Source organism: Helicobacter sp. T3_23-1056, assembly GCF_053654535.1.
Window position 1 is genome coordinate 24235 of record NZ_JBSIUU010000009.1, and the last position, 24165, is coordinate 48399.

The following is a 24165-nucleotide window of genomic DNA, read 5'->3' on the forward strand; positions in this document are numbered from 1 at the left end:
GATGAATAAAAATCTAACCCAGCTTATCGCCATAGCCAAAATCGACAAAGAAGCAGACGCGCTAGACCCGCAAGTCCAAGAAAGACAGGCAAAACTAGACAAACTACTAACCGAAAAAGCAAAGCAAGAAGCAAAACTTCGCGCTATCGATGAAATGCAAGAAGAAGCAAGGCTAACCATCACGCGCAATGAAACTATCATCAGCGATAATTCTAAAAAAATAGAGGACATTCAGCAACGACTAATCGAGCCTCGCTCCGATAGAGAAGCGCGCACTCTAGCCATAGAAGAGGATTTGGCAAAAGAGCAGATTCGGCATTCTAATAACGAAATAGAGCGACTAAACAAAGAAATAGCTAGCAGAGAAACGCAGGTAAATGAGACAAATGCCGAGCTTGAAAAACTAAGCGCAAATATCAAAGAAGCCAAAGAAATCTGCGAAAAAGAAATCAGCCAAATCAAAGCCCAACAACAAGAGATTTTTAAGAAAAAAGAGGTGCATATCGCCTCCATCGACCAAAAAGTCATCACTTTTTATGAAAAAATACGCCGATGGGCAAAAGACTCAAGCGTAGTCCCTGTCAAAAAACAAGCGTGTGGCGGGTGCTTTATCCGTCTAAATGACAAGCTGTATTCTGATATTTTGCAAAGTAGCGAAATCATAAACTGCCCACATTGCGGTAGGATTTTATACATTACCGAGGATATCGCAGTAAGCACCCCTGAAGTAAGCAAGAAAAAAACAAAAAGCAAGGCAGAAAAACAAGAAGCATAGCATAATGCGCAATTAAGCATTAAAAAGATTGCGTTTTAAGAGGGTTGGCGATGAGTTTTTTGCGCCTGTTGGGATATATCATCATTGTTTTAATCTTTAATCTAGCGGGGCTAATTTTTGTATGTTTTTTAGAATCTAGGCGAGTGCAAAGAGAGGGCGGGAGCAGTTTTTTAGCAAGTTTATGGCATTTGTTTGCGGGGGTGGCGAAATTTATCATCGCTATTTTGCTGATTATTTTGGCGTTTTATTCATTTTCGCGGTGGAATCCTAGCGACAAAACAGACACAGCACAAAGCCAAAATCCACACAAAAACAAACACCTAAGCAAGCCCAAAAACAAGACCAACAAAACAAACAAGACAAAGAAAAAGCAGACCCCCTTAGCAAGCTAAGCTCTAGCGAATTAAGAGCTAAATGGGAGGTAAGTGCGCACGATGAAGAATTGCGAAAAAGAATCGATAAGATTTTGATAGAGCGGACAAGAAAACAAATCAACAAATAAAAAAATAAGCAAAAAACAACAAAAAAGCAAAAAATCTAAAATCCACACCAAAATCCATAAAATCCAAAATAAGGGGCGACATTGCGCTATTTTTACCTTTTTGCGTGTTTGATTTTGTATGTTATTAGCCTGCCTTTGTTGATTTTGACAAGTTTTAAGCGCAAGCATAGATTGTCGATTCCGCGCAGATTTTTCCCCTTTGTTTTTCCTATATTGCGATTTTTTGGGCTAAGCTCTGCGCAAAGATTTTGCCAAAATTTCACCCCGCAAGTGTGGCTACACGCCTGCTCTTATGGCGAAGTCAAATCGCTAGAATCCATTATGGCTTTTCTTTTAGGCAAAAATCCTAATGAGCTAGCACAAAAAAATGCCAAACGAGATTTCACAAACAATGATTCTACCACATCTAAAAATCCCAAATTGCGACCCAAAAACTTGCAGATTTTACTCACCACTATCACGCACACAGGCTACACGCTAGCAAAGCAGACCTACGCAGATAGCGAAAATGTGCGCGTAGAATTTTTGCCCTTTGAAATCTTTTTGCCTTTTTATGCAAAATGTTTTTTTGGCAACAAATCTCATTCTAAAAACGACACAAAATCTAGCGATTGCACTAGCAAAAATATTTCATCACTAAGATTGCTTTGCGTATTTGAAGCAGAATTATGGCTAAATCTTTTTGCCCTAGCTAAGACACTAAAATCCCAAACAATGCTAATAAACGCTAGAATCTCATCTCGCTCCCTCCCGCGCTATCGCAAGTTTGCTTTTTTTTATCGTCATATTTTTGCGCTCATTGATAGCGTTTTTGCCCAAAGTGATGAGGACAAATCCCGCTTAGAATCGCTAGGGGGAAAAAATATCCACACCATAGGCAATCTAAAAACGCACAATCCCCCGCAAATCACGCATAATTATGCCAAGCCAAATGGAGTGCTATTTTTGGCAGCTTCCACACATAGTGGCGAAGAAGAAATCATCTTGCAAGCCTTTCTCAATGCGTTTGGAAATAATTTTAATGACAAAGATTTTGGCAATAAAGAATCTAAAAATGTGGATTTTGAAAAAAAAGATTTTGGAGCAAAAAAGCGATTGCAAACCCCACTAGATTCTACGCTAGATTCTAAAAAAAATCTAGCAAAATCTAGCGATAAATTTCTAGCCATTATCCCGCGCCACCCCGAGCGATTTGGCGAAGTGGCAAGACTGCTAGAATCCAAAAATCTGCATTTTACGCGTTTGAGCGATGGCTATGAAAAGGCATTTAGAGGGGAGGCAAAAATCCTGCTTGTGGATATGCTAGGCGAGCTAAACAATCTCTACAAAATCGCAGATATTAGCATTTTAGGTGGTGCATTTAGCAAAAACGGCGGGCATAATCCATTAGAGCCAGCGTATTTTGAAAATGTGCTTATAAGCGGGGAGCATATTTTTAACCAAAAAGCCCTTTTTGCGCAGGTCAAAAATGCCTATATCATCGCGCAAGATACGCTAGAATCAACCATTAAAGATTATCAATCATTGCAAAAAAGCCACATTGATAGCTCTAATATTTCATTATCAATCCTGCTAAAATCCATAAACAACGCATTGCGCTAAAATCGCGCTAGCTAAAATCTAAAAAAAGAAACAAAAATGCAAAAAAAGACCGCAAAAAAAACACCAAAAAACCCCATAAACAAAACAATAAAAAAAGCGACAAAAAAAGCTAGCACAAAATCCACAAAACAAAGCACAAACACATTTGCAAAAAACGCAAAATCTACTCAAATAAATTTGCAAAAAAGCCCTGCAAAAAGCACGCAAAAAAACCCGCAAAAAAGCACGATAAAAAATCCACAAAATCCACAAAAAAGCCTTACAAAAACTTCGCAAAATCCACCCTCAAACAAAGAGCAAAAAGCCTACAAACTTTTAAGCGAGCAGTTAAATATTTCAAACGCAAAAGCAAAATCCCTCATCGATAGAGGGCTTGTAAGCGTAAATGGCAAAAAGCTAGCACTTGCTAGAATCCCCCTGCCAAAAAGCACCAAATTTCACATAGCACAAATCCAAGAAATGCGGATTTTATACCAAGATAGGGATATTTTATGCGTGGATAAGCCCGCATTTATGGATAGCTACGAAATCCAAAATCAATGCCAAGACACACAAAGCAAGGAATGGGTGCTACTTCATAGGCTAGATAAGCAAACAAGTGGTTGTTTGTTGCTTGTAAAAAATGGTAGCGATTTTGCAAAAAAAGCCATAGATGAGTTTGCCAAAAATCGCGTTTATAAGCTCTACACCGCCATTGTGAGCGGAATCATAAATGATGAATGCGAAATATCACTGCCCCTGCTAATCAAAAAAGGCAAATCTGCAAAATCCATAGCCATAATCCCAAAATCCACCCCCAAAACCCCAAACAAAGACACAAATCAGCACAACAAAACCCAACTAAAATCCGCCATTACGCGCATAATGCCTAAATTTATTCAAGGCAAAAAAACACTGCTTGAAGCACAAATAATCACAGGTCGCACACACCAAATCCGCGCCCACCTCCAAGCCATAGGACACCCTATTTTAGGCGATAGTCTTTATGGTGGGCTAAATGCTTCAAGGCTTATGCTACACGCTAGCGAGATTAGGATTTTTGAGTATGTTTTTACCTCTGCGTTGCCTAGTGAATTTGCGCTTAGAAGCTAGCTTTGTGGGGCTAGAAAATGGGCTAGAAATCTTATCTGGCAACATAAACGCCCTTTGTTTCGCAAAATCTACAAGCGATGATATATACGCGCTACTTTGGGAGCTAGGGAGCAATGTGCTAAAATATGGACTAAGAAAATCTAGCCAAAATGTTAGCTCTAAAACTTCCTGCAATGCGGATTTTGTAAAATCCACAAAATTAGATTTAAAAAATATAGATTTAGAAAAAATAGATTCTAGCAAAATCAACTTAAAAGCCTTTGTTTATAGCGATTTTGTAGAAATATCACTGCATTATAAAACAGGCTTCACACTAGCAAATTTTCACACCAAAAATGACGCAAAAAATCCCAACAAACAAAACACCCAAAAAAACACCAAACAAAACGCAGAAAAAATAACCAAAAATCCACCTAAAAATCCAAAATCTACTATGCCAAAATCTACTATGACTTTTGCCATAACCCCGCCTAAAACTTACTCTTTGCACTACTATGAGCTACAATCACAAGATTTTAGCCACATAGATTCTAGTCATCTAGGCAACAAAGTCATTGCCTATCTTGCAGAAAAAATCTGCTATGATACACCCAAAATCTTTTTTCTAAACGCAAGAGAGCGGATTTTGCGCGTGAGAATCCTGCCCAAAATTTAGAGCATTTAGGAGCAATAATGGTAAGTGTCGTGCTAAAAGATGAGAGGCTTTATGTGTGCTGGGTTGGGCGAGTAAAGAGCAATGAAGAGTTTTTGCTTTTTAAATCCCAACTAAACAACGCATTAGAAAAATTTATCGACAATCCGCACACCTTGCCTATGCCAAAAAGCAAAGACACAACTAAACCAAAAGAGGAAACACAAATAACGCCTATCCAAAAATATACATTTTTTAGGCTTATGCTTGTAAATGCCTATCCGTTTAATACCCACGCGCTAGGCTTTATTTTAAAGCTAAAACTAAACAACAAATATGATTTTGACATAGCCACTGATCATTATCGTTTGCTAAGTATGCTAGAGCATATCGAGTTTAACAAAGTTTTTAACATAAATATCGACACCGATCCTAGACTTACCACAAAGGGCAAAGTCTTAGATTCGCAATAATCGCACGCGAAAATTACACTAAATTTTATGCACAACCACACGATAAGGAGCAACTTTGCAAGCAGATTTTAATCAAGCAAATTTTAGCTTTTGGAACACCATTTATTCACAATTTGACCCTGTGGCGTTTAGCGTTTTGGGGCTAAAAGTGCATTGGTATGGTATCGCTTATGCGTGCGCGCTAATCCTAGCATTTTTTATCGCCAAATTTTTTATCCGCCGCTATCCCACTCGTTTTGACATCGCAGAATCCACCATTGATAGCTATTTTTTGTGGGCAGAAGTGGGCGTGATTTTGGGCGCTCGCATAGGCTATGTGCTGATTTATGATACAAATACGATGTATTATCTAAGAAATCCGCTAGAGATTTTTAGCCCCTTTGATAGCTATGGCAATTTTGTAGGAATCAGCGGTATGAGTTTTCACGGCGGGGCGGTTGGATTTTTGCTTATGTCGTGGCTTTTTTGTCGCTTCAAAAAACAAGGCTTTTTGAAGTTGATGGATTTGCTAGCGATTAGCGTCCCGCTTGCTTATGTTTTTGGCAGGCTGGGCAATTTTTTAAACCAAGAGCTTTATGGCAGAATCGTCCCAAATGATGATAGTTTCGGGCAAATGGTGGGAATCCTAGTAAATGGCGAGCTTCGCTACCCAAGCCAGCTTTTGGAGAGCTTTTTAGAAGGGGTGGTGCTTTTTGTCGTGGTGGCGTTTTTTGCTAGATTTTTGCGCAAAAGTGGCGCGCTTATCGCCATTTATGGCATAGGCTATGGGGTGGCGCGATTTATCGCGGAGTATTGGAGGGAGCCAGATGTGCAAATGGGGCTTTATTTTGGCATAGATGGGGGATTTAGCGGATTTAGTATGGGGCAGATTTTGTGTGGGATTATGATATTTGCAGGATTTTGCATTTTATTTTATGTATATTTGTGGGATAGCATAAAAGATAGATTTTGTGCCAAAATCAACAAAAAATAGCAAAAATACACTTTTATATGCAAATAAAATGAAATTTTCAAAATAAAGACAAAATTTATGTTGATTTTTTGTGCAATCATAAAATAAATTTAAGTTTATGCTTGCTAAAATAATGCGTTTTTTTGTTGATAAAAATTAGAAGTCAAAAAGGAGCAAAATGCACCCCAAATCTCAAACGCAGGCAAAATCCATAAAAGTATCTCTGCAAAATTTAGACGAAACCTACAAGCTAGACTATGTCGCTAAACAAGCTTGTGGAAGTGTGTGGTATGAGTCCAAAAAAACCATTATGCTAGCCGTTGTAACGATAGATGATGAAGCAAGACAAGAGGAGTTTTTGCCACTCACAGTGCAATATATCCACAAATCCTACGCCATAGGCAAAATCCCCGGTGGCTTTATGAAGCGCGAGGGCAAGCCTAGTGAATTTGAGATTTTGACTTCTAGGCTCATAGACCGCTCTTTGCGACCACTTTTTCCTAAGGGCTATTATTATCCAACCCAAATTAGCATTTTTGCGCTTAGCTATGAGGGGGAGAGCGATTTGCAAGTATGCGCTCTGCACGCTGCGGCAAATGCCCTGCTAATATCGGGGCTAGATTTTATCCCTGCGGTAAGTAGCGTTCGGGTTGGCAAAATCAATAATAAATTTGTGATAAATCCTAGCAACTCTCAAATGCAAGATTCTAGCCTTGATTTGTATGTATCAGGCAGTGGCAAAGATGTGCTGATGATAGAAATGAAAGGCAAAAAACAAACCCCAAAAGAATCCAACACAGAATCTAAAATAGATTCTAGCCAATCTAACCCATACATCGATGAGGATTCCCTACTTGAAGCGATTGCCCTAGCACAAAATGCCATACAAAAAGACTGCAAACAATACGACAAACTACTAAAACCACACAAAGCCCCTACCCTAGACCTCCCCATAAAGCCAGCCATCGTAAATGAATCTATCTATGAGCTAATCGCCAAAGACTATAAAAAACCCGTGCTAGAAGCGATAAAAGCGATGAGCAAATCCGAACGAAGTAGCGAGATAGATTCTATCGCCAAACAAATCCTAGAATCCAAAATCTTAGAATCCAAAAACGCAGGCACAGAGCTAGATGAAACCCAAACAAAAGAGCTAAAATCCTGCATAAAAGAAATGCTAAATCTCTACAAAAAACAAGAACTGCGCAAAATGGTGCTAGAATCCAATATCCGCGCTGATGGCAGGGGGCTAAAAGATGTGCGCCAAATCAGCATTGAGACAAATATCTTGCCCTGCGTGCATTCTAGCGCACTTTTTACGCGTGGTGAGACGCAAGCCCTTGTTACTTGCACGCTAGGTGGCGAAAATGACGCGCAAATATTAGATGATTTTAGCGGTGTAAATGCCTCTCCCCAGCCTCAAAGCACCCCTGTAAAAGAAAAATTTAGCTTTCATTATAATTTCCCTAGCTTTAGCGTGGGTGAGGCAAGTATGATAGGGGGAGTGGGCAGACGCGAGCTAGGACACGGAAATCTTGCCAAAAAAGCGTTAGAATCTAGCCTGCCAAGCAATAGGGCAAGTCGCAATATCATTCGCCTAGTCTCTGAAATCCTAGAATCAAACGGAAGCTCATCTATGGCAAGCGTGTGTGGCGGGGCTATGGCACTAAGGGCGTGCGGGATAGAAAATGAGCTAGTCGCAGGCGTGGCTATGGGGCTTATATGCGATGAAGCGCAGACAAAATCTAGCGCGAAATCTAGCAAAAAAGATTCTACAAATAACGCAAAAAAATACGCGATTTTGACGGATATTATGGGGCTAGAAGACCACGATGGGGATATGGATTTTAAGGTAGCAGGAAGCAAAAATGGCATAAACGCAATGCAGATGGATATAAAACTAGGCGGATTAGATTTTGATATTTTAAAAGAAGCGTTGTATCAAGCAAAAGAAGCAAGGGAGCATATTTTAGGCATTATGCAAGAAGCGTGCAAATCTATCAAAATCCAAGATGAGATTTTGCCAAAAAGTGAATTATTTGCCGTGCCAAGTGCCAAAATCGCTGATATTATCGGACAAGGCGGAAAGACGATAAAAGAAATCACGGAACGATTTGGAGTAAGTATTGATATTTTTAGAGACAAGGGCGAAATCCAAATAAACGCGCTAGATTCTATGGCGATTAGCAATGCAAAGGCGTTTATCCTAGCACTTATCACGCCTAAGGAAACTTACACTCAAGGCGAGATTTTTGATGGCATAATCAAATCTGTGGCAGATTTTGGGCTATTTATCGAGCTACCAAAAGGTGGCGATGGTTTGTTGCATATTAGCAAGTTGCCGCGCGAAAATACGCCACTAAAAGAGCGATACTCTCAAGGGCAAGTTCTAAAATGCGTAGTTATAGAAACTTTTCGTGGCAAAATCGGGCTAGCTTTAGCGTAATCTTAACTTTGTTTTGGCATAATCGTATTTGCACATTCAAAAAGCGCGAGTAGGGGATAAATCCGAAAGGCTAGAAAGGAGAAAAGAATGAAAGCACTTGGAATTTTGTTTTTTGGACTTGTAGGTTTTGCTTTTGCAGGTGAGAGCGTGTTTAGCGGTAGTGATTTATCACTTCTTATGGCATTGTCTGTGGCAGGCGGTGTGGTAGGACTTGGTATCGCTGCGCTTGGTGGTGCTATCGGTATGGGAAATGCCGCTGCTGCGACTATCTCAGGCACAGCGCGAAATCCGGGAATCGGTGGTAAATTGCTAGGGACAATGTTTATCGCGCTAGCACTTATCGAAGCGCAAGTTATCTACACGCTTGTATTTGCGATTATCGCTATTTATGGTAATCCTTTTTTACCAGATTCAGGCGCAATCGTTGATGCGTTTAGCGCGTTGCTAAAATAATTTAGCTTTTGTATGCCCGCTTAAATGTAGCCTTTGGCTTTTTTAAGCGGGTTTTTTTATTGACATTTTTAGCGTATTTAGCCGTATTTTAGCCCTGTGGCAAAGAGAATCTTTTTAGATTCTTGTGTTATTTAGATTTTTATTTTTGTTGCGCTGGTGGTGGAATTGGTAGACACGCCATCTTGAGGGGGTGGTGGGGCAACTCGTGCGAGTTCAAGTCTCGCTCAGCGCACCATCTAGTTTGGCATTTTGAGGTTTGCAAAAAAGTTGCGATACACCCTCATAACGCAAATCACAAACAATAAGCAATCACAAACAATGCGATAGCGTAGCAAAAAATACATTTTGATTTGTGATTTTCCAAAATGCTATCCAAAACGCCGAAGTGGTGAAACTGGTAGACGCGCTAGACTCAAAATCTAGTAGGGGCAACCCTGTGTCGGTTCAAGTCCGACCTTCGGCACCATAAATTCACAAAAATATTTAAAACTCCCTTTAAACTTCCTTATGATTTTTATGCTTATGATTTTTATGATTTTTGCACCAAATAACCAAATCCAAATAACCAAATAAGGATAAACAATGATTTCCCTCCGCAATGTCTCTAAAGTTTATCCAAATGGATTTTGCGCGATAAAGCCTCTTAGCCTAGAAGTGCAAAAAGGCGATATTATGGGAATCATCGGCTATTCAGGTGCGGGCAAATCAACCCTTATTCGCCTTATCAATCGTTTAGAAAATCCAAGCAGTGGCGAAGTCTTTATCAATGGCGAAAATATCTTAAACCTCTCCCAAGCAAAACTCCAAAAAAAACGGCAAAAAATCGGTATGATTTTTCAGCATTTTAATCTTTTGTCCTCGCGCTCTGTATATGGAAATGTAGCCTTTGGGCTTGAGATTGCAAAATGGCAAAAAGACAAAATCGACTCTCGTGTCAAAGAATTGCTAGAAATCGTGGGGCTTAGTGAAAAGGCGGATTTTTATCCAAGCCAGCTTAGTGGGGGGCAAAAACAGCGCGTAGCCATAGCCCGCGCTCTTAGCAACTACCCTGATATTTTGCTATGCGATGAGGCTACTAGTGCGCTTGATACCAAGACTACAAAATCTATCTTAGAGCTACTTAAACGCATTCAAGGGGATTTGGGGCTTACTATCGTGCTTATCACACACCAAATCGAAGTCGTCCAGCAAATCTGCAACAAAGCCTGCGTGATGAGCGCGGGAGAGATAGTGGAGAGGGGGAGTGTGGAGCAGATTTTTAGCGCACCGCAAAACCACATAACCCGCGAGCTACTCTCATATATGCCTACCCATCTTTTTGATGAGCAGTTTTTCAGTGGCAATCTTAGCAGTGGCACAAATTCCCTAATCAAAAATCCTAACAATGTCTATAAAATCTCTTTTGTAGGCGAGCATATCAACGAACCCCTAATCACCGAAGTAATCCAAAAATTTGGCGCAACAATCAATATTTTGGCAGGCAATATCGAGCCTCTTAGCACGACTAAGGTTGGGCATTTGCTTGTAGAATTTAGCCAAAACAATTCTAGCGATTTGCAAAAAATGCAAGATTCTATCAAGTATTTGCAAGAAAAAGGATTGCTTGTTACACATTTAGCAAGCCAAGAGAAACAAGCAACATAAGGGATAATATGGCAAAAAACATAAATTTTTTAAGCAATTTTACAAACGCTTTAATAGATTTTGTGGCAAATAATTCCGCTAGCTCTGTGGCAAAAATTATGCTTAAAAAAATGCTTTTTTTTGTGCGATTTTGCCTTATCATTTTTGGGATTTTATTATTGTTTGGATTAAGTCTTGCGCCATTTTTGCGCGATATAAGCACACTTAGCAATGTGGCGTATGAAAAATTTTGGCATAGTGAGGAAGTTTTATTAAAATCAGATGTTACAAACTCACAAAATCCGCAAGAATCCTTAGATTTGGCTAAAGAGGCAAACGCACAATCAAACAAGTATTTTTTGCACGCATTTTCACATTTTCTAGAAAACAAAGCACAAGATATAGATTCTGCCTTTAGCGATTTTTTGCATTTTGTAAGCCCTGCTATCATCAAATATTTTGGCGGTATTTTACGCGATTTTGTGCTAGATTCTAGCGAGGTAGAATCAATGCAAAATTTTACAGATTTTCATACCGATACCACAAAATCCACACAAGAATCGCAAGAATCGCAAAATCCACAAAGCCCACAAAATTCACAAAAACCACAAGATTCCACCAATAAGATTTTAGAAAACTTCATTTCTCAAAAGCTAGTTTATAACTACACGCAGATTTCCACCCCCACTTATGACACGCTTTATATGGTTAGCATTTCTACGATTATTGCAGTGATTTTTGGGCTGCCTTTGGGGGTGCTACTTTGCCTAACAAAAAGGGGGAGGATTTTTGCTTGTGAATGGCTAAATTCTATTGTCGGCTCGATAGTAAATATTATCCGCTCTTTTCCTTTTATCATTCTTATCATCTTGCTACTTCCGTTGTCGCGCTTGATTGTAGGCACTTCTATTGGCTCTAGTGCCGCGATTATCCCGCTTTCAATCGCAGCGATTCCATTTATCGCTAGGCTTTTTGAAGGCGCGCTAGATGAAGTGGATAAAGGGCTAATCGAAGCGACTTTAAGTCTAGGTGCTTCTAAAATCGCTGTAATAAAAATGATGATAGCCGAAGCCCTGCCTAGCATTTGCAATGCCGTAGTTATCACCATTATCGGGCTTATAGGCTACTCGGCTATGGGCGGTGCGGTAGGGGCTGGTGGGCTAGGTGATACAGCCATTCGGCTAGGATTTCAAGGCTATCAGCCTGATATTTTATGTAGCACTGTGGTTGTGATTATTATCTTGGTGCAATGCGTGCAGGGCATAGGGGATTCTCTAGTCGCGCATTTGCGCAAATATCGCTAATCTTTTGATAAATATTTTTTAAAAGCACATTCAAAGGCGTAAAATGCAAAATCTTATCCGTAATTTCTCTATCATCGCCCATATCGATCACGGCAAATCCACGCTCGCAGATAGAATCCTCCAAGTATGTGGCGCGGTGAGTGAGCGCGAAATGCACGCCCAAATGATGGACACTATGGATATAGAGCAAGAGAGAGGCATTACGATAAAGGCACAAAGCGTGCGACTAAACTACACCTACAAAGGCAAGACTTACACGCTCAATCTCATCGACACCCCCGGTCATGTGGATTTTAGCTATGAGGTTTCGCGCTCACTTAGCTCTTGTGAGGGGGCGTTGCTTGTTGTCGATGCTACGCAGGGCGTGGAAGCACAAACGATTGCAAATGTCTATGTCGCGCTGGATAATAATTTAGAGATTCTCCCTGTCATCAACAAAATCGACTTGCCCGCCGCAGACGCGCTCAAAGTCAGCATAGAGATTGAAGAAAGCATAGGGTTAGATTGTGCGAATGCCCTGCAAGTGAGTGCCAAAAGTGGCGTAGGAATCCAAAATCTAATCGAAACAATAATAGAGAAAATCCCCGCCCCAAGTGGGAATCCAAATGCACCCACAAAGGCGTTAATCTATGATTCGTGGTTTGATAATTACTTGGGTGCGCTAGCCCTCGTGCGACTAAAAGATGGGAATCTTGCGCAAGGAAGCGAAGTGCTGATAATGAGCACGGGCAAAAAATACGAGGTGCTAAGCCTTTATTATCCCCACCCCGTGCAAAAAATCGCTACCAAGCAAATCTCTTGTGGCGAAATCGGTATCGTATGTCTAGGGCTAAAATCGCTTAATGACTTGCGCGTGGGCGATACGATTACAGATTCTAGCAATCCCACAAGCGAAGCGATTGAGGGATTTATGCCTGCTAAGCCATTTGTGTTTGCGGGGCTTTACCCGATTGAAACGGACAAATTTGAGGAGCTACGAGACGCGCTTAATAAACTTGCCCTCAATGATTCCGCGCTTAGCTATGAGCCTGAAACTTCGGTGGCATTGGGCTTTGGATTCCGAGTTGGGTTTTTGGGACTGCTGCATATGGAGGTGGTAAAGGAGCGATTGGAGCGCGAATTTGGGCTAAGTCTCATCGCCACTGCGCCCACCGTGGTGTATGAGGTGCATTGCACCGATGGGAGCGTGCTAAGCGTGCAAAATCCTAGCGAGCTCCCCGAAGTGCAAAAAATCGCATTTATCAAAGAGCCTTTTGTGCGGGCAAATATCATAACCCCCAGCGAGTTTGTCGGCAATATCATAACGCTTCTCTCAAACCGCCGTGGCGTGCAAGAAAAAATGGACTATATCACGCAAAATCGCGTGCTACTGCAATACGCCCTGCCGAGCAATGAAATCGTAATGGATTTTTATGACAAGCTAAAATCCTGCACGAAGGGCTATGCGAGCTTTGACTATGAACCCATAGAATCACGCGAAGGGGATTTGGTGCGGCTTGATATACGCGTGGCAAACGAAATAGTCGATGCGCTCTCAATCATTGTCGATAGAAGCAAGGCGCAAGAAAAGGGGCGCGCGCTAGTCGAAGCGATGAAAGGGCTAATCCCGCGACAACTCTTTGAAGTGGCGATTCAAGCGAGCATTGGGAGCAAAATCATCGCACGCGAGACGGTGAAATCTATGGGCAAAAATGTAACGGCAAAGTGCTACGGGGGCGACATCACGCGCAAGCGCAAACTGCTAGAAAAACAAAAAGAGGGCAAAAAGCGAATGAAAGCCATCGGCAAGGTGGATTTGCCTCAAGAGGCGTTCCTAGCGGTGCTTAAGATTGATTAGTGTGGATTTTGGGCGTTATTTTGTGTCTTATTTTTTAGTTAGGTTATTATTTTGTGTCTTGGTGCGTTGTATTTAAATTGTTATTTGGCTTAAAATAACTTAAAGCCCAAACAAGAAAAACTTAAACTAAATTGAGTCAAAAAAACTTAAAAATCTACCTAAAAAAGATAGTCATACACAAAAAGAATGCTATATGGTTTGTAAGTATAAAATCTCTCGCCAAATGAGCGAATAGGGATTTTAGAGCTAATCTCTACTCTATGGCGTTTATCGATAATCCCAAAAATCCCCACACTTCCTAGAAAAATACCTAATCCATCATCTGTGTTTTTATCAGCGTTTGGCTCATCGTTTGTAGAGATTTGCTTATCGTGCGTGCCATAGCCTACGCCCACTCCCCCTGCCCAGCCTATCTCTACTCGCTTAAAAGCATAGATTTTGCCCTGTGCGTTTAGATTTGCTAAAAATGTAGAGCTAGTGATTGTCTCTAGCCCGATAGGACGCACACCCAAAAAATAGTCCAAATACACGCGCAGTCCCAAAAAACGCCTAAGTGCCAAAGGCATATACTCATACCCTGCGCGAAATCCCAAATGTAGCCATTCTTGGCTGCTTTGAAGGATATTTTTTGCTTCTAAGGCATTTGCGCTAGGATTTTTTGGGATTTTCATTTCTATCCCATAGCCCGCACCCGCACCTATGAAAATGCGATGAGGGCTATCAAATTTGGCGTTTTTGGAGATTATCTCTTCTTGTGTGAGCGTAACTTTTAGCGATGGATTTATATCGTTTTTGCTAGATTTTTTTGTCTTGCTTGTTTTTAGATTTTTGTGGTTTGTTTTGGGGTTTGTCGTGGGCTTTGCACCTGCGATATTTGCTAGGGCAAATGCCAAAACAAGATAAAATCTAAAAAATTTTTTCAAATCAAAATCCATAAAATCCACCATATAAAAATCTTAACAAATTTTTAACATTAACCAAAATTTCAAATCGACAAAATCATTCCCAAAATAGCGCAAAAACTACGCGATTCTCTGCGCTTTTTTCACGCGATAAAATCGCTTGATTTTATCATCGATAGGGGCTAAAATCCGATAAAAAACAGGCACGATAAGTAAACTCAAAAGCATAGAAACGATAAGCCCGCCTATCATACAAATGCCAATAGCGGATTTCATAGAGCTGCCCTCCCCTGTGGCAAGTGCAAGTGGTAGCATACCAAACACCATAGCAATAGTCGTCATAAGTATGGGGCGAAGTCGCAATTCCCCTGCTAGCAAAATCGCTTTTTCGACACTATGCCCCTCTTCTCGTTTTTCGTTTGCCACATCGATTAGCAAAGTGGCGTTTTTGCCCACCATTCCTATCAGCAGTATAAGCCCTAGCAATGAAAACATACTAAAAGGCTGCCCTACAATCCCTAGCGCAAAAAACGCCCCCGAAAAACTTAGAGGCATCGTTACCATAATGATAATAGGCTCTAAAATGGATTCATACAATGCAGCCAAAATCAAATATATCAGCACAAACGCCGTAGCCACCGCTATGCCAAATGCCTCTCCCGTCTCGGCTAGATTTTCTGCCTCCCCGCTTAGAGAGTATGTCGCGCCCTGTGTTAGCCATTCGCCTTTTGTGTCTTCAAGTATTTGTAAGATTTCGCTTAGCGGATATTTTTTGCCATTTGGCTTTGTGGCGGTGTTGGCATAGAGCATTATGCTTCGCTGGCGGTTATAGCGATTGATAGTAGTGGGGGTTTTGCCCTCCTCTATCTCAACCAAACCTTCCAAAAACATCATATCGCCGTTTTTGTTTGGAATCTGTATGCGCTTTATGTCCTCCACACTCATTCGCTTCTCATCTGGCACGCGCAAAGTGATTTTATACTCTTTGCCATTTTCCCTATAATACGCCACTTGCGTTTCGCCCGAAAAAGCCGTGCTAATAGCGCGCCCTATATCTTGCGCGCTTACGCCGTATTCATTTGCATTTGCGCGAATCACTCTCAATCGATATTCAGGCTGCCAATCCGAGCTATTTTCGTGGTAATCAACTATTTTGCCCTTCAACCTCTCATCGTGAAATAATAGATGTTTTAGCTTTGCTGCACTCTCATCGACTAGCCTTTGCTCTGGCGCGTATATGGCGACTTGAAGCGCGGAATTATCCCCGCCATTCATAAGCGGGACTTCTGCGGGAGTGATAGTAAGCCCGCTAGATTCTCTCAAAGCATAAAGCCTTTTGCCCATTTCGCGCATCCATACAAATTGGTCGATTTTGCGCTCTTTGCGCTCTTTTAAGCGGACATAGATTTTGGATTTGTGAGCGTTTTGGGTTTGTCCATAGGCTACTTGTATGGTGGAGTATTCCACATTTGCGCTATCTTTCATTATTTCTTTTTGCAATGCTTCAGTTTTTGCACGCATCTCATAGATACTTATCCCGGGGTTTGTTTGCACCCAAAAATACACTTGACTTCTATCCTCTTTTAGCATAAATTCCATTCCTAGCTTGATTGCCAAAAAGATAGAGCCTGCAAACACCGCAAACACGCCCAAAGAAACCAAAATCTTTTTTTGCATTACCACTTGTAGCGTGCGTGCATAAAAATCTTGCAATGCCACAAAATACGGCTCGGTATTGGTATAAAACGCACTTTGTTTTGGGCTTGCGATAAGAGAGCTAACCATAGGGATAACACTCATCACCACAATGTATGAAATCCCGATAGCAAGCGCAACTGTAATCCCAAAACTTTGGAAAAATTTGCCAATAATGCCAGACATATTTCCCACAGGGACAAACACCGATAAAAGCATCGCCGAAATGGCAAAAATCGCAAATGCGATTTCGCGCACGCCCTCATAGGCTGCTTCTCTTTTTTGTTTGCCCTCTTCTAGCTTTTTGTAGATATTTTCGATGACGACTATGGCGTCATCGATGATGATTCCAATGGAAAGCGTGATAGCCATCATCGTAAGCATATTTAGCGAAAATCCCATAGCCTGCACTAGCGCAAATGTCCCTAGCACCGAAATAGGAAGCGAGATAGCAGACACTAGCGTAATGGTTAGATTTCGCAAAAATACAAATACTACAAGCACTGCCAAAATCCCACCCAAAATCAAATCAAACTCAATATCGTGGATAGATTCTTTGATAAAATCTGTAGTATCCAAAAACGGGCGGATATTATACCCCGCGCTTACAGATTCTATGATGGGCAATGCCTTTTTGACACCATCGGCTATGGCTATGTCATTTGAGCCTGCGATTTTTTGCACTTCCATTATCACGCCTGCTTCGCCATTAAACGCGGCGTGCGTGTTATACTCCTCTAACCCATCTTCGATTACGGCTATGTCGCTTAGCAAGATATTATCATTCAAACGGATATTGCCGACTTTTTCGACACTTGGGCTATTGCCATCTATGGTGATTGAAAATTGTTGCGTGGCGTTTATGATTTTACCGCCATCGATTTCGACATTTTCATTTCCTAGTTTTTGGGATATTTGGCTATAAGTGATGTCATATTTTGCCATCAAAGTAGGGTCTGGATATACGCGGATATGTCGCTCTCTATATCCGTTTAGCTGCACGCCACCTACGCCACTGATTTTTTGGAGCTGGGGTTTTATGATTGTATCTGCGTGCTTCATAAGCTCTGGCGCAGAATGCGTAGTCGAGCTAACAAAAAGCGAAATGATTGCCTGTCCATTGGTATCGATTTTGTCAATCGATGGCTTTCGTATCTCCGCGTCTGTGAAATACACCGAAGAGACTTTGTTTATGACATCATTTACCGCTTCGCTTATGGGTTTTTCTAGCTGAAACTGCACGATTACAAGGCTTGTATTTCGTGAGCTTACAGAGGTTACATTTTTGATTCCATCGATTCCTAGCACTTGCTCTTCGATTTTATCAGTTACCTTGCTCTCAATCGTAGTAGCAGAAGCCCCCGGATATACAGTAGAAATCATCACGATAGGAAAATCGATATTAGGCCACAGCGCAACGGGGAGTTTTTTTAGCCCTAGCACGCCAAAAAACATAATCCCCAAACTAAACATTATCGTGCTAATGGGGCGATTTATGGCAAATTTATACATTACCGCTTCCCTTTTTGTTGGTTATTTGTGCTTTTTGGTGTTTCATTGCTATGCCTTAGTCTTTATTTAGATTTTTGGATTTTGAAATTTTAGATTTTGGGCTTTTTGACTTTGATATTTTTTGATTTGCACGCAAAATCGTAGAAACCAAACTATCGTTGAATGCCATTGTTTGGAGCATTTTTGCTTGGTGGATTCCCATTTGTTTGGGCTTTATTTTGTGGGATTTGTGGATTTTGGATATTTTGCGGATTTTGCGGATTTTGCGGATTTTGCAAAATCTGCTGTTTTTCTTGTGGATTTTGGGGATTTTGCATACTCGGCAAATGTTGAGCATTGATTTTAGTTGTTTTGATAAAACCATCTCCAAAAAGTCCGGGTTTTAGGCTACTTGGCGCGCTAGCTTCTGCGGTGGCTTTGCGGGTGGATTTATCGATTGTGGGGTAGATTTTGTTGATAGTTACAGATTGTTTGCTGCCTTTGCTATTTGTGCCATCGATTGAGTATTCAAAGCTATCGCCTACTTTGACTTTGTCTAAATGCTTAGAATCAAACTGCAAGACTAGCTTTTTTTCCGCACTCACAAGCCGAAATAACGCCGTGCTAGTCCCCCCTACCCCATCGCCTACTTCGATTTTTTTTTCAGCGATTACGCCATCAAAGGGTGCACGCAACACGCTTTTGTTATACATTGATTGGTAGTATTGGTAGTCTGCTTCTAGTTTTTTGAAGTTTGATTTTTGTTGGTCTAGGGTGTTTTTATCCACAGCATCCGCGCTTTTGGCGTATCGCTCCCATTGGGCTTTGGCAAAGAGATATTGTTGCTTTATGGATTCTAGTTGGGCTGCTTTGTCTTTGTTATCTAGGATTAAAAGTTGCGCTCCTTTTTTTACCTCGCTATCCACATCGACAAAGATTTTTTCCACCACGCCACTCACATCTATGGCTAAATTTGCATCTTTGATTGCTTTGACATTAAACACCGCATACACATCTTCTGCATAGATTTTGCCCCCCAAACAAAACGCTACAAACAAACTCGCCAATAAAATCCTCATCATCACTCCTTATCTTATGCGACATTTTGCGCTATTTTTGTGCGATATTTGGCACGCTATGTTTTCGCGCATTAGGTTATTTGACATACTCCTCTATTTGCTGTCCGCTATAAAAAATATAGTTTGCTTTTTGCAATTCGTAGTTGTTTAAGGCTTGGTTGTAAGTGGATTCTGCGTCATACTTGGTGCTAAGTGAGCGCAGGTAGTCTGTGAAATTGACTAATTGTGAGTTGTATCGCTTGCGCACATTTTCAAACGAAATATTGGCAGATTTTAGGCTTGCTTGCGATGAGCGGATTTGACTTTTGGCGATTTCTAGTCGCTTGCGATACAACGCTTCATCTTTTTGTTTTTCGGCTTGCTTATAGGCTAGCTCTTTTTGTTTGGATAGTTTGTTTAGCTGGTAGCTTTGGCGTTGAAATCCAACAGAGATTTTGTCAAATACCTGAAATGTCGCGGTTAGCGAAATGGTGTTTGAGTGGTCTGGATACATCGCTTTAAAAAACTCCATTTGTGGATTACTTGCGTCATTTATAAACGCTGGTGCTTCTATCCTATAACTATAAGTATCTGCTAGGCTAATGGTGGGATAAAAATGATATTGTCGCTTTTGAAATTCTAATGCCTTTGTCTGCTCGGATAAAGCGATAATATCTTGCCTTTGCTCCTCGCTACTAAGTCTAGGCGTGGCAATATCCTGCCTAGATAGTCCATCAAAATCTAAATTTGTAAGATAACGAAGCATAAGTAGATTTTGCTCCACACTTAGTTTCATATCTGCGATTTGATACTCTGTGAGGGATAGTTGAGAACGCAAGGATTCTAAATCATCGATGGTGGATAGTCCCGCGCTATATAGCTTTTTTACACGCGTTTCATCTGAGCGCACCTCTTCATATTTGCGCTTTAGGGATAGTAGTTGGGATAGGTTATTAAAATAGCTGTAATATTCTTGGATTACTTGGAGGTAGATACTTTGCTTTGCGTATTCGGCGTTTGCCACAGATGAGCGATATGTCGCAGCCCTCTCTCTTATAAGATTTATCGTGCTAAATCCGCTAAACAAATCAAGCGAAAATCTAGCGTTTAGATTTTGCGTGCGATAGTTACCTCTTTGCCCAAATTTTGTCTGCCCATCAATGCTTCCATAATCGTGCTGCAAACCATAGCTTACATCAAGTTGTGGGATAAAGCCTATCTTTGCTACACGGGCGATTTGGCGATTGGATTCTACTTGGAGTAGCTGGGCTTGCAAATAATCATTACTTTTTGCCGCTTCTAAAAGCTCGCTTAGGCTTACTTGGTGTTTGGATTCTTTTAGTAGAGAATCCACTTCATCTTGTAGATTTTGAGAGGAATACTCATTTGCTAGTTGCTCTTCTTTCGCAAGAGAGCCAAACGCAGAATTTAGAGCATTATCTTTATTTTCACCAAAATCTAGGCTAGAATCTAGCGAATTTGAAATAGGATTTTGGATTGGATTTGGAGTAGCACAAAGCGGACTTGCAACAATGCTAAACAAACTTGCAAACGCCACTCCCAAAAAACGCAAAAACAAACACATAGCAATTCTCCTAAAAACAATAAACTTAAAAACGATTCAAAACATTGCAAATACTGCAAATATTGCAAACTAACAAGTGGTCGCAGTATAGCACATTTTTGTTTAATCGATTGTAAAATAGTTGCATATACAACTATTTTGTATTTTTTGTATTACGCACACAAGTTTTGCGCTCAAGTTTTTGCACTCAAATTTTGCAATAATATTTTGCGATAATGTTTTTTTTCACAACGATTTTGCAAAAAAAGTCGCTATGCAATAAATTGATAAAAAAAATATTTTTGCAGGTTTGTCAAAAAAAATATGCAGGTTTATTGCAAAGAATATGTGGGTTTGTCAAAAAAAAGCGGGGTTTGTCGCAAGAATCAAAAAAAGTAAAATCTACAAAAAGCGGATTTTATCACTCGCACTCACCTAAGCGCGATGACAAAAATCAATAAAAATCAAAAAAAGCACGCAATAAAAAATACACGCATTGCAGATTTTATAAAAAACACAATGCGTGCAACAATCATAACACCAAAAACGCGTAATTATTTCCCAAGATACACTTGTCTAGGACGCGTGATTCTAGCACCTGATTTGGTATGCTCGATTAGCTGGGCACACCAGCCCGGCATTCGCCCTAGCACAAAAATCGGCGTAAATAGATTTGTAGGGATTTTTAGTGCGGTTAGAATGATTCCGCTATAAAAATCCACATTTGGATACAATCCGCGCTCTTTGAAATAATCATCACTTAGCGCGACTTCTTCTAGCCTTTCAGCTATATCGCTAAGTCTTGCGTCCATTTTTATGCCTTTTTTATCAAGCTCATTTTTTAGGCTTTTGATGGCTTTTGCGCGTGGGTCGTAGCTTTTATACACGCGATGTCCAAAGCCCATTAGCCTAAATGGGTCGTTTTTGTCCTTTGCTTTTGCGACAAATTTTTCTACATTTTTGACATCGCCGATTTGGGCTAGCTGGCTTAGCACCGCTTCGTTTGCCCCGCCGTGTGCTGGTCCCCATAGCGCGTTTATCCCCGAAGCAATCGCAGCGTAAGGATGCACGCCTGTTGAGGCGACATTGCGCACGGTAGTCGTGGAAGCATTTTGCCCGTGGTCAGCGTGCAAAATCAAAATCTTATCCAACGCCTCTATTTCAAGCGGAGTGGTTTCTAACTCGCCTTTTTTAGATTGCTTAAATCGCCCGTGTGGATACGCCCGAAGCATATATAAAAAATTTTCCACATAGCTTTTGCTTACATCTGGCTCGACAAAAGGCGCACCCACAGAATTGCGATAGCAAAACGCTATCATTGTGGGGATTTTTGCCACCATACGATTTGCCATTGTTTGATAGTCATCTTCATCGTCCATTTCTTTGTGGTCTTGATATAGCGTGGCTAGCACGGAGGCAAGCGCACAAAGTGTCGCCATAGGATGCGCAGAATCTGGAAATACGCTAAAGATTCCCTTCAATCGCTCGTGCAAAAAGCTCCTATGTCGCAGCTCTAAGTCAAATTCTAGTGATTCATCTTTGCCTTTGGGTAGCTCGCCACTAATGAGTAATTTACAAATGTCGGTAAATTTGTATTTTTCTACCAAATCCTGTATCGCCTGCCCACGATAGAGCAATTCGCCATCTTTGCCATTTACATAGCTAATCGTTGAAGTGCAGCCTGCCGTGCTACCATAGCCCGGGTCATAAGCAAAAATCCCCGTAGTTTCAAAAAGTTTGGAGAAATTTATCGCTTTTGGTCCGCGAGTGCATTGGATTAGCTCAAAATCGTAACTTTGCTTGGTTTCGTTGTTGGTAAGAGTAATGTTGCCCATTTGACTTCCTTTTTATGTAGATTTAGAGAATCTCTCTGTGGAAAATAGCATAACACGATTTTATTATTACAAGTAAATTTTTGTTTGACTTTTTGCAAAGTTTTCTGCCAAATGTCCAAAATCGTAACTATTTGCCAAAATCTTAAAAACCCTTATACCAAAAAGCAACATAAGATTTTGCCAAAATCTAGCCACAACCTCTCATAACAAAATCTAATCGCAAAATAATCACAAAATAAACCACAAAATCTAGCGACTTAGATTCTAAATAAATTCTAAGTAGATTCTAAGATTTTGCAAGATTTTGTGCAAAAAGTTTTTGCACAAAAGATTTTATTCTCTAATTACTCTAGGGCTTGCAAATTATTCTATGGCTTGCAAAAAATTGCGAAAAAGCGCGTAATCTTGCTTTAAGGATTTTCGCAATTCATTCCACTGCGGGCAATAAGTAGCCACAAGATTCCAAAATCTGCTTGAATGATTTTTATGCACGATATGTGATAGCTCGTGGATTATCACATAATCGATTTGCTCTTTTTTAGCGCACACAAGTAGCAGTGAAAAACTAAGCCGATTTTCCGTGCAGCTCCCAAAGCGACTAACCGTATCTCTAATGATGATTTTGCCATACTCTAGCCCCATTTGCTCGGCTATTTCTTTGGTGCGACAAGCGACATAAAAAAGTAATTGCTGGGTCAATAACTGCTTTGTTGTCATTGGTTTTTTGGGCTTTTTTGGTGGCTTTGAAGGATTTTCCAAAGTAGAATTTATCGAATATGGCGAAACCCTATCCCTACTAGCAAGCCCTTTGCAAATCGTATATATCCTCTCACAAGTTTGCGCCCTTTGAAGTAGAGTTTCTTTGCTTACCCACTCGCCAAAAAGTAGCACCTCATCATTATGGGATTCTATGATTTGGTTTGAATCTAGGATTTCTTTTTCATAGTTTGCACAAATTTTTGCTATCCATTTGTTGTGCTTTTGTAAAAATTCCATTATATCTTCGTGTCTTGCATTTTTTGGGTGGCTTAGCATTATTTTGATTTTGCTTGCTAGATGTTGTGTCTTTGTTTTTTTTAGCAGTGAGATTCCAAGCCTAAACCCTCGCCCCTTTATCTTGCTTTTTAGCAAGATTTTGCGCCCCTCAAACACCAAAAATTCCTCACTAGGCTCAAAATCAATCTCGCCTTTAGAATCCACGCTAAACAAATTTCGTTCATTATAATTCAACAAATTGATTGGTTTATTATAAAGCATAGCCACCCTTTTTGATATTTTTGATATTGATTTTGGTTTGATTTGCGCGCTTTGATTTTCTTGCTTTGCATTTGCAGGGCAAATTTTAAGCAATAGATTTTTCATACTTTTGGTAAAATTATCAACTTCAAATCCCAACACTAAACAAACAACAAATGCAATCCCACAAAAAAGGACATAAAATGAAAGTATTGCTACTAGAAGACATAAAAGGGCTTGGCAAAAAAGGCGAAGTGTGCGAAGTCAAAGACGGCTATGGGCAAAATTTCTTAATCGCCAAAAACAAAGCCAAACACGCCACTAATGAAGTCATAAACAAATACAAAGCCCAGCAAAAAGCCCTAGCCGAGCAAAAAGCCCTAGAATCTGCTAAGCGAAAAGGGCTAGCCGATAAGCTAAATGCACTAAAAATCACCATTGAAAAAAAAGCAAATAATGGCACGCTATTTGGCTCTATCACAAAAGAAGAAATCGCTACCCAGCTAGCAACACAACACCGCATAGAAATCGATAAAAAACACATAGAAATCAAAGACGCTATCAAACAAATCGGGGATTTTGAAATAGCAATAAAGCTAGGAGAAGGCGTAAATGCCACGCTAAAACTCCAAGTGGTAGAATCTAGATTTTAGATTCTACTTATTTTATGGATTTGCAATTTTATGGATTACCA

General features: G+C 40.5%; 18 protein-coding genes, 2 tRNA genes and 1 pseudogene. 15 read left to right on the top strand and 6 right to left on the bottom strand.

Annotated elements, in window-relative coordinates; all coding sequences use genetic code 11:
* Position 1: 1 nt before the first annotated feature.
* From ACWIUO_RS06120 to lepA, 14 genes are all read left to right on the top strand, one after another.
* Positions 2-775: a zinc ribbon domain-containing protein gene (locus ACWIUO_RS06120; protein ID WP_454177030.1), complete on the top strand. Its 774-nt coding sequence runs from the start codon at positions 2-4 to the stop codon at positions 773-775.
* 50 nt (positions 776-825) lie between these two features.
* Positions 826-1167, top strand: a complete 342-nt coding sequence (locus tag ACWIUO_RS06125; protein WP_454177031.1) for a hypothetical protein — start codon at positions 826-828, stop codon at positions 1165-1167.
* Positions 1168-1358: 191 nt separating this feature from the next.
* The gene (locus ACWIUO_RS06130; RefSeq protein WP_454177032.1) at positions 1359-2879 is read left to right on the top strand and encodes a 3-deoxy-D-manno-octulosonic acid transferase; all 1521 of its coding nucleotides are present in this window, start codon (positions 1359-1361) and stop codon (positions 2877-2879) included.
* Positions 2880-2915: 36 nt separating this feature from the next.
* Positions 2916-3971 carry an RluA family pseudouridine synthase gene (locus ACWIUO_RS06135; RefSeq protein ID WP_454177033.1) on the top strand — a complete coding sequence of 352 codons (1056 nt, stop codon included), beginning with the start codon at positions 2916-2918 and terminating at the stop codon, positions 3969-3971.
* A complete protein-coding gene (locus ACWIUO_RS06140) occupies positions 3925-4626 on the top strand; it encodes a hypothetical protein (protein ID WP_454177034.1) in 702 nt (233 codons plus the stop codon). The genes ACWIUO_RS06135 and ACWIUO_RS06140 overlap by 47 nt, the downstream gene beginning before the upstream one ends.
* A 17-nt stretch (positions 4627-4643) precedes the next feature.
* Complete coding sequence (locus ACWIUO_RS06145) at positions 4644-5075, top strand: hypothetical protein (protein ID WP_454177035.1); 432 nt, start codon at positions 4644-4646, stop codon at positions 5073-5075.
* Positions 5076-5130: 55 nt separating this feature from the next.
* Positions 5131-6048: a prolipoprotein diacylglyceryl transferase gene (gene lgt / locus ACWIUO_RS06150; RefSeq protein ID WP_454177036.1), complete on the top strand. Its 918-nt coding sequence runs from the start codon at positions 5131-5133 to the stop codon at positions 6046-6048.
* Positions 6049-6205: 157 nt separating this feature from the next.
* Positions 6206-8473 (top strand): polyribonucleotide nucleotidyltransferase, encoded by a 2268-nt coding sequence (locus ACWIUO_RS06155; protein WP_454177037.1) that lies wholly within the window; start codon positions 6206-6208, stop codon positions 8471-8473.
* A gap of 87 nt (positions 8474-8560) precedes the next feature.
* The gene (locus ACWIUO_RS06160) at positions 8561-8926 is read left to right on the top strand and encodes a F0F1 ATP synthase subunit C (RefSeq protein ID WP_454177038.1); all 366 of its coding nucleotides are present in this window, start codon (positions 8561-8563) and stop codon (positions 8924-8926) included.
* Positions 8927-9076: 150 nt separating this feature from the next.
* Positions 9077-9161, top strand: a tRNA-Leu gene (locus ACWIUO_RS06165).
* A gap of 144 nt (positions 9162-9305) precedes the next feature.
* Positions 9306-9392, top strand: a tRNA-Leu gene (locus ACWIUO_RS06170).
* Between the two features lie 116 nt (positions 9393-9508).
* Positions 9509-10570 carry a methionine ABC transporter ATP-binding protein gene (locus ACWIUO_RS06175; protein WP_454177039.1) on the top strand — a complete coding sequence of 354 codons (1062 nt, stop codon included), beginning with the start codon at positions 9509-9511 and terminating at the stop codon, positions 10568-10570.
* 683 nt (positions 10571-11253) lie between these two features.
* Positions 11254-11853: a methionine ABC transporter permease gene (locus ACWIUO_RS06180; protein ID WP_454177099.1), complete on the top strand. Its 600-nt coding sequence runs from the start codon at positions 11254-11256 to the stop codon at positions 11851-11853.
* Positions 11854-11896: 43 nt separating this feature from the next.
* The gene (gene lepA / locus ACWIUO_RS06185; RefSeq protein ID WP_454177040.1) at positions 11897-13690 is read left to right on the top strand and encodes a translation elongation factor 4; all 1794 of its coding nucleotides are present in this window, start codon (positions 11897-11899) and stop codon (positions 13688-13690) included.
* Between the two features lie 158 nt (positions 13691-13848).
* On the opposite strand, the gene ACWIUO_RS06190 is transcribed toward lepA, so the two are convergent.
* From ACWIUO_RS06190 to ACWIUO_RS06215, 6 genes and pseudogenes are all read right to left on the bottom strand, one after another.
* Complete coding sequence (locus tag ACWIUO_RS06190; protein WP_454177041.1) at positions 13849-14613, bottom strand: hypothetical protein; 765 nt, start codon at positions 14611-14613, stop codon at positions 13849-13851.
* Between the two features lie 99 nt (positions 14614-14712).
* Positions 14713-17799, bottom strand: coding sequence for an efflux RND transporter permease subunit (locus tag ACWIUO_RS06195; RefSeq protein WP_454177042.1), 3087 nt, complete (start codon positions 17797-17799; stop codon positions 14713-14715).
* A 347-nt stretch (positions 17800-18146) separates the two neighbouring features.
* Positions 18147-18860: pseudogene (locus tag ACWIUO_RS06200) on the bottom strand (efflux RND transporter periplasmic adaptor subunit); the annotation flags it as partial.
* Between the two features lie 73 nt (positions 18861-18933).
* Positions 18934-20421, bottom strand: coding sequence for a TolC family protein (locus ACWIUO_RS06205; RefSeq protein ID WP_454177043.1), 1488 nt, complete (start codon positions 20419-20421; stop codon positions 18934-18936).
* A 533-nt stretch (positions 20422-20954) separates the two neighbouring features.
* Positions 20955-22235, bottom strand: a complete 1281-nt coding sequence (locus ACWIUO_RS06210) for a citrate synthase (RefSeq protein ID WP_454177044.1) — start codon at positions 22233-22235, stop codon at positions 20955-20957.
* A 363-nt stretch (positions 22236-22598) separates the two neighbouring features.
* Positions 22599-23492 carry a M48 family metallopeptidase gene (locus ACWIUO_RS06215; RefSeq protein ID WP_454177045.1) on the bottom strand — a complete coding sequence of 298 codons (894 nt, stop codon included), beginning with the start codon at positions 23490-23492 and terminating at the stop codon, positions 22599-22601.
* Between the two features lie 182 nt (positions 23493-23674).
* On the opposite strand from ACWIUO_RS06215, the gene rplI reads away from it, so the two are divergent.
* Complete coding sequence (rplI, locus tag ACWIUO_RS06220) at positions 23675-24124, top strand: 50S ribosomal protein L9 (protein WP_454177046.1); 450 nt, start codon at positions 23675-23677, stop codon at positions 24122-24124.
* Positions 24125-24165 lie beyond the last annotated feature (41 nt).

Coding starts and splice junctions, on each gene's coding strand:
- ACWIUO_RS06180 (WP_454177099.1), top strand. CDS start 11,254: ATGGTTAGCATTTCTACGATTATTGCAGTGATTTTTGGGCTGCCTTTG.
- ACWIUO_RS06205 (WP_454177043.1), bottom strand. CDS start 20,421: ATGTGTTTGTTTTTGCGTTTTTTGGGAGTGGCGTTTGCAAGTTTGTTT.
- ACWIUO_RS06120 (WP_454177030.1), top strand. CDS start 2: ATGAATAAAAATCTAACCCAGCTTATCGCCATAGCCAAAATCGACAAA.
- ACWIUO_RS06210 (WP_454177044.1), bottom strand. CDS start 22,235: ATGGGCAACATTACTCTTACCAACAACGAAACCAAGCAAAGTTACGAT.
- ACWIUO_RS06175 (WP_454177039.1), top strand. CDS start 9,509: ATGATTTCCCTCCGCAATGTCTCTAAAGTTTATCCAAATGGATTTTGC.
- ACWIUO_RS06215 (WP_454177045.1), bottom strand. CDS start 23,492: ATGCTTTATAATAAACCAATCAATTTGTTGAATTATAATGAACGAAAT.
- ACWIUO_RS06140 (WP_454177034.1), top strand. CDS start 3,925: ATGTTTTTACCTCTGCGTTGCCTAGTGAATTTGCGCTTAGAAGCTAGC.
- lepA (WP_454177040.1), top strand. CDS start 11,897: ATGCAAAATCTTATCCGTAATTTCTCTATCATCGCCCATATCGATCAC.
- ACWIUO_RS06195 (WP_454177042.1), bottom strand. CDS start 17,799: ATGTATAAATTTGCCATAAATCGCCCCATTAGCACGATAATGTTTAGT.
- ACWIUO_RS06160 (WP_454177038.1), top strand. CDS start 8,561: ATGAAAGCACTTGGAATTTTGTTTTTTGGACTTGTAGGTTTTGCTTTT.
- ACWIUO_RS06155 (WP_454177037.1), top strand. CDS start 6,206: ATGCACCCCAAATCTCAAACGCAGGCAAAATCCATAAAAGTATCTCTG.
- rplI (WP_454177046.1), top strand. CDS start 23,675: ATGAAAGTATTGCTACTAGAAGACATAAAAGGGCTTGGCAAAAAAGGC.
- ACWIUO_RS06135 (WP_454177033.1), top strand. CDS start 2,916: ATGCAAAAAAAGACCGCAAAAAAAACACCAAAAAACCCCATAAACAAA.
- ACWIUO_RS06125 (WP_454177031.1), top strand. CDS start 826: ATGAGTTTTTTGCGCCTGTTGGGATATATCATCATTGTTTTAATCTTT.
- ACWIUO_RS06145 (WP_454177035.1), top strand. CDS start 4,644: ATGGTAAGTGTCGTGCTAAAAGATGAGAGGCTTTATGTGTGCTGGGTT.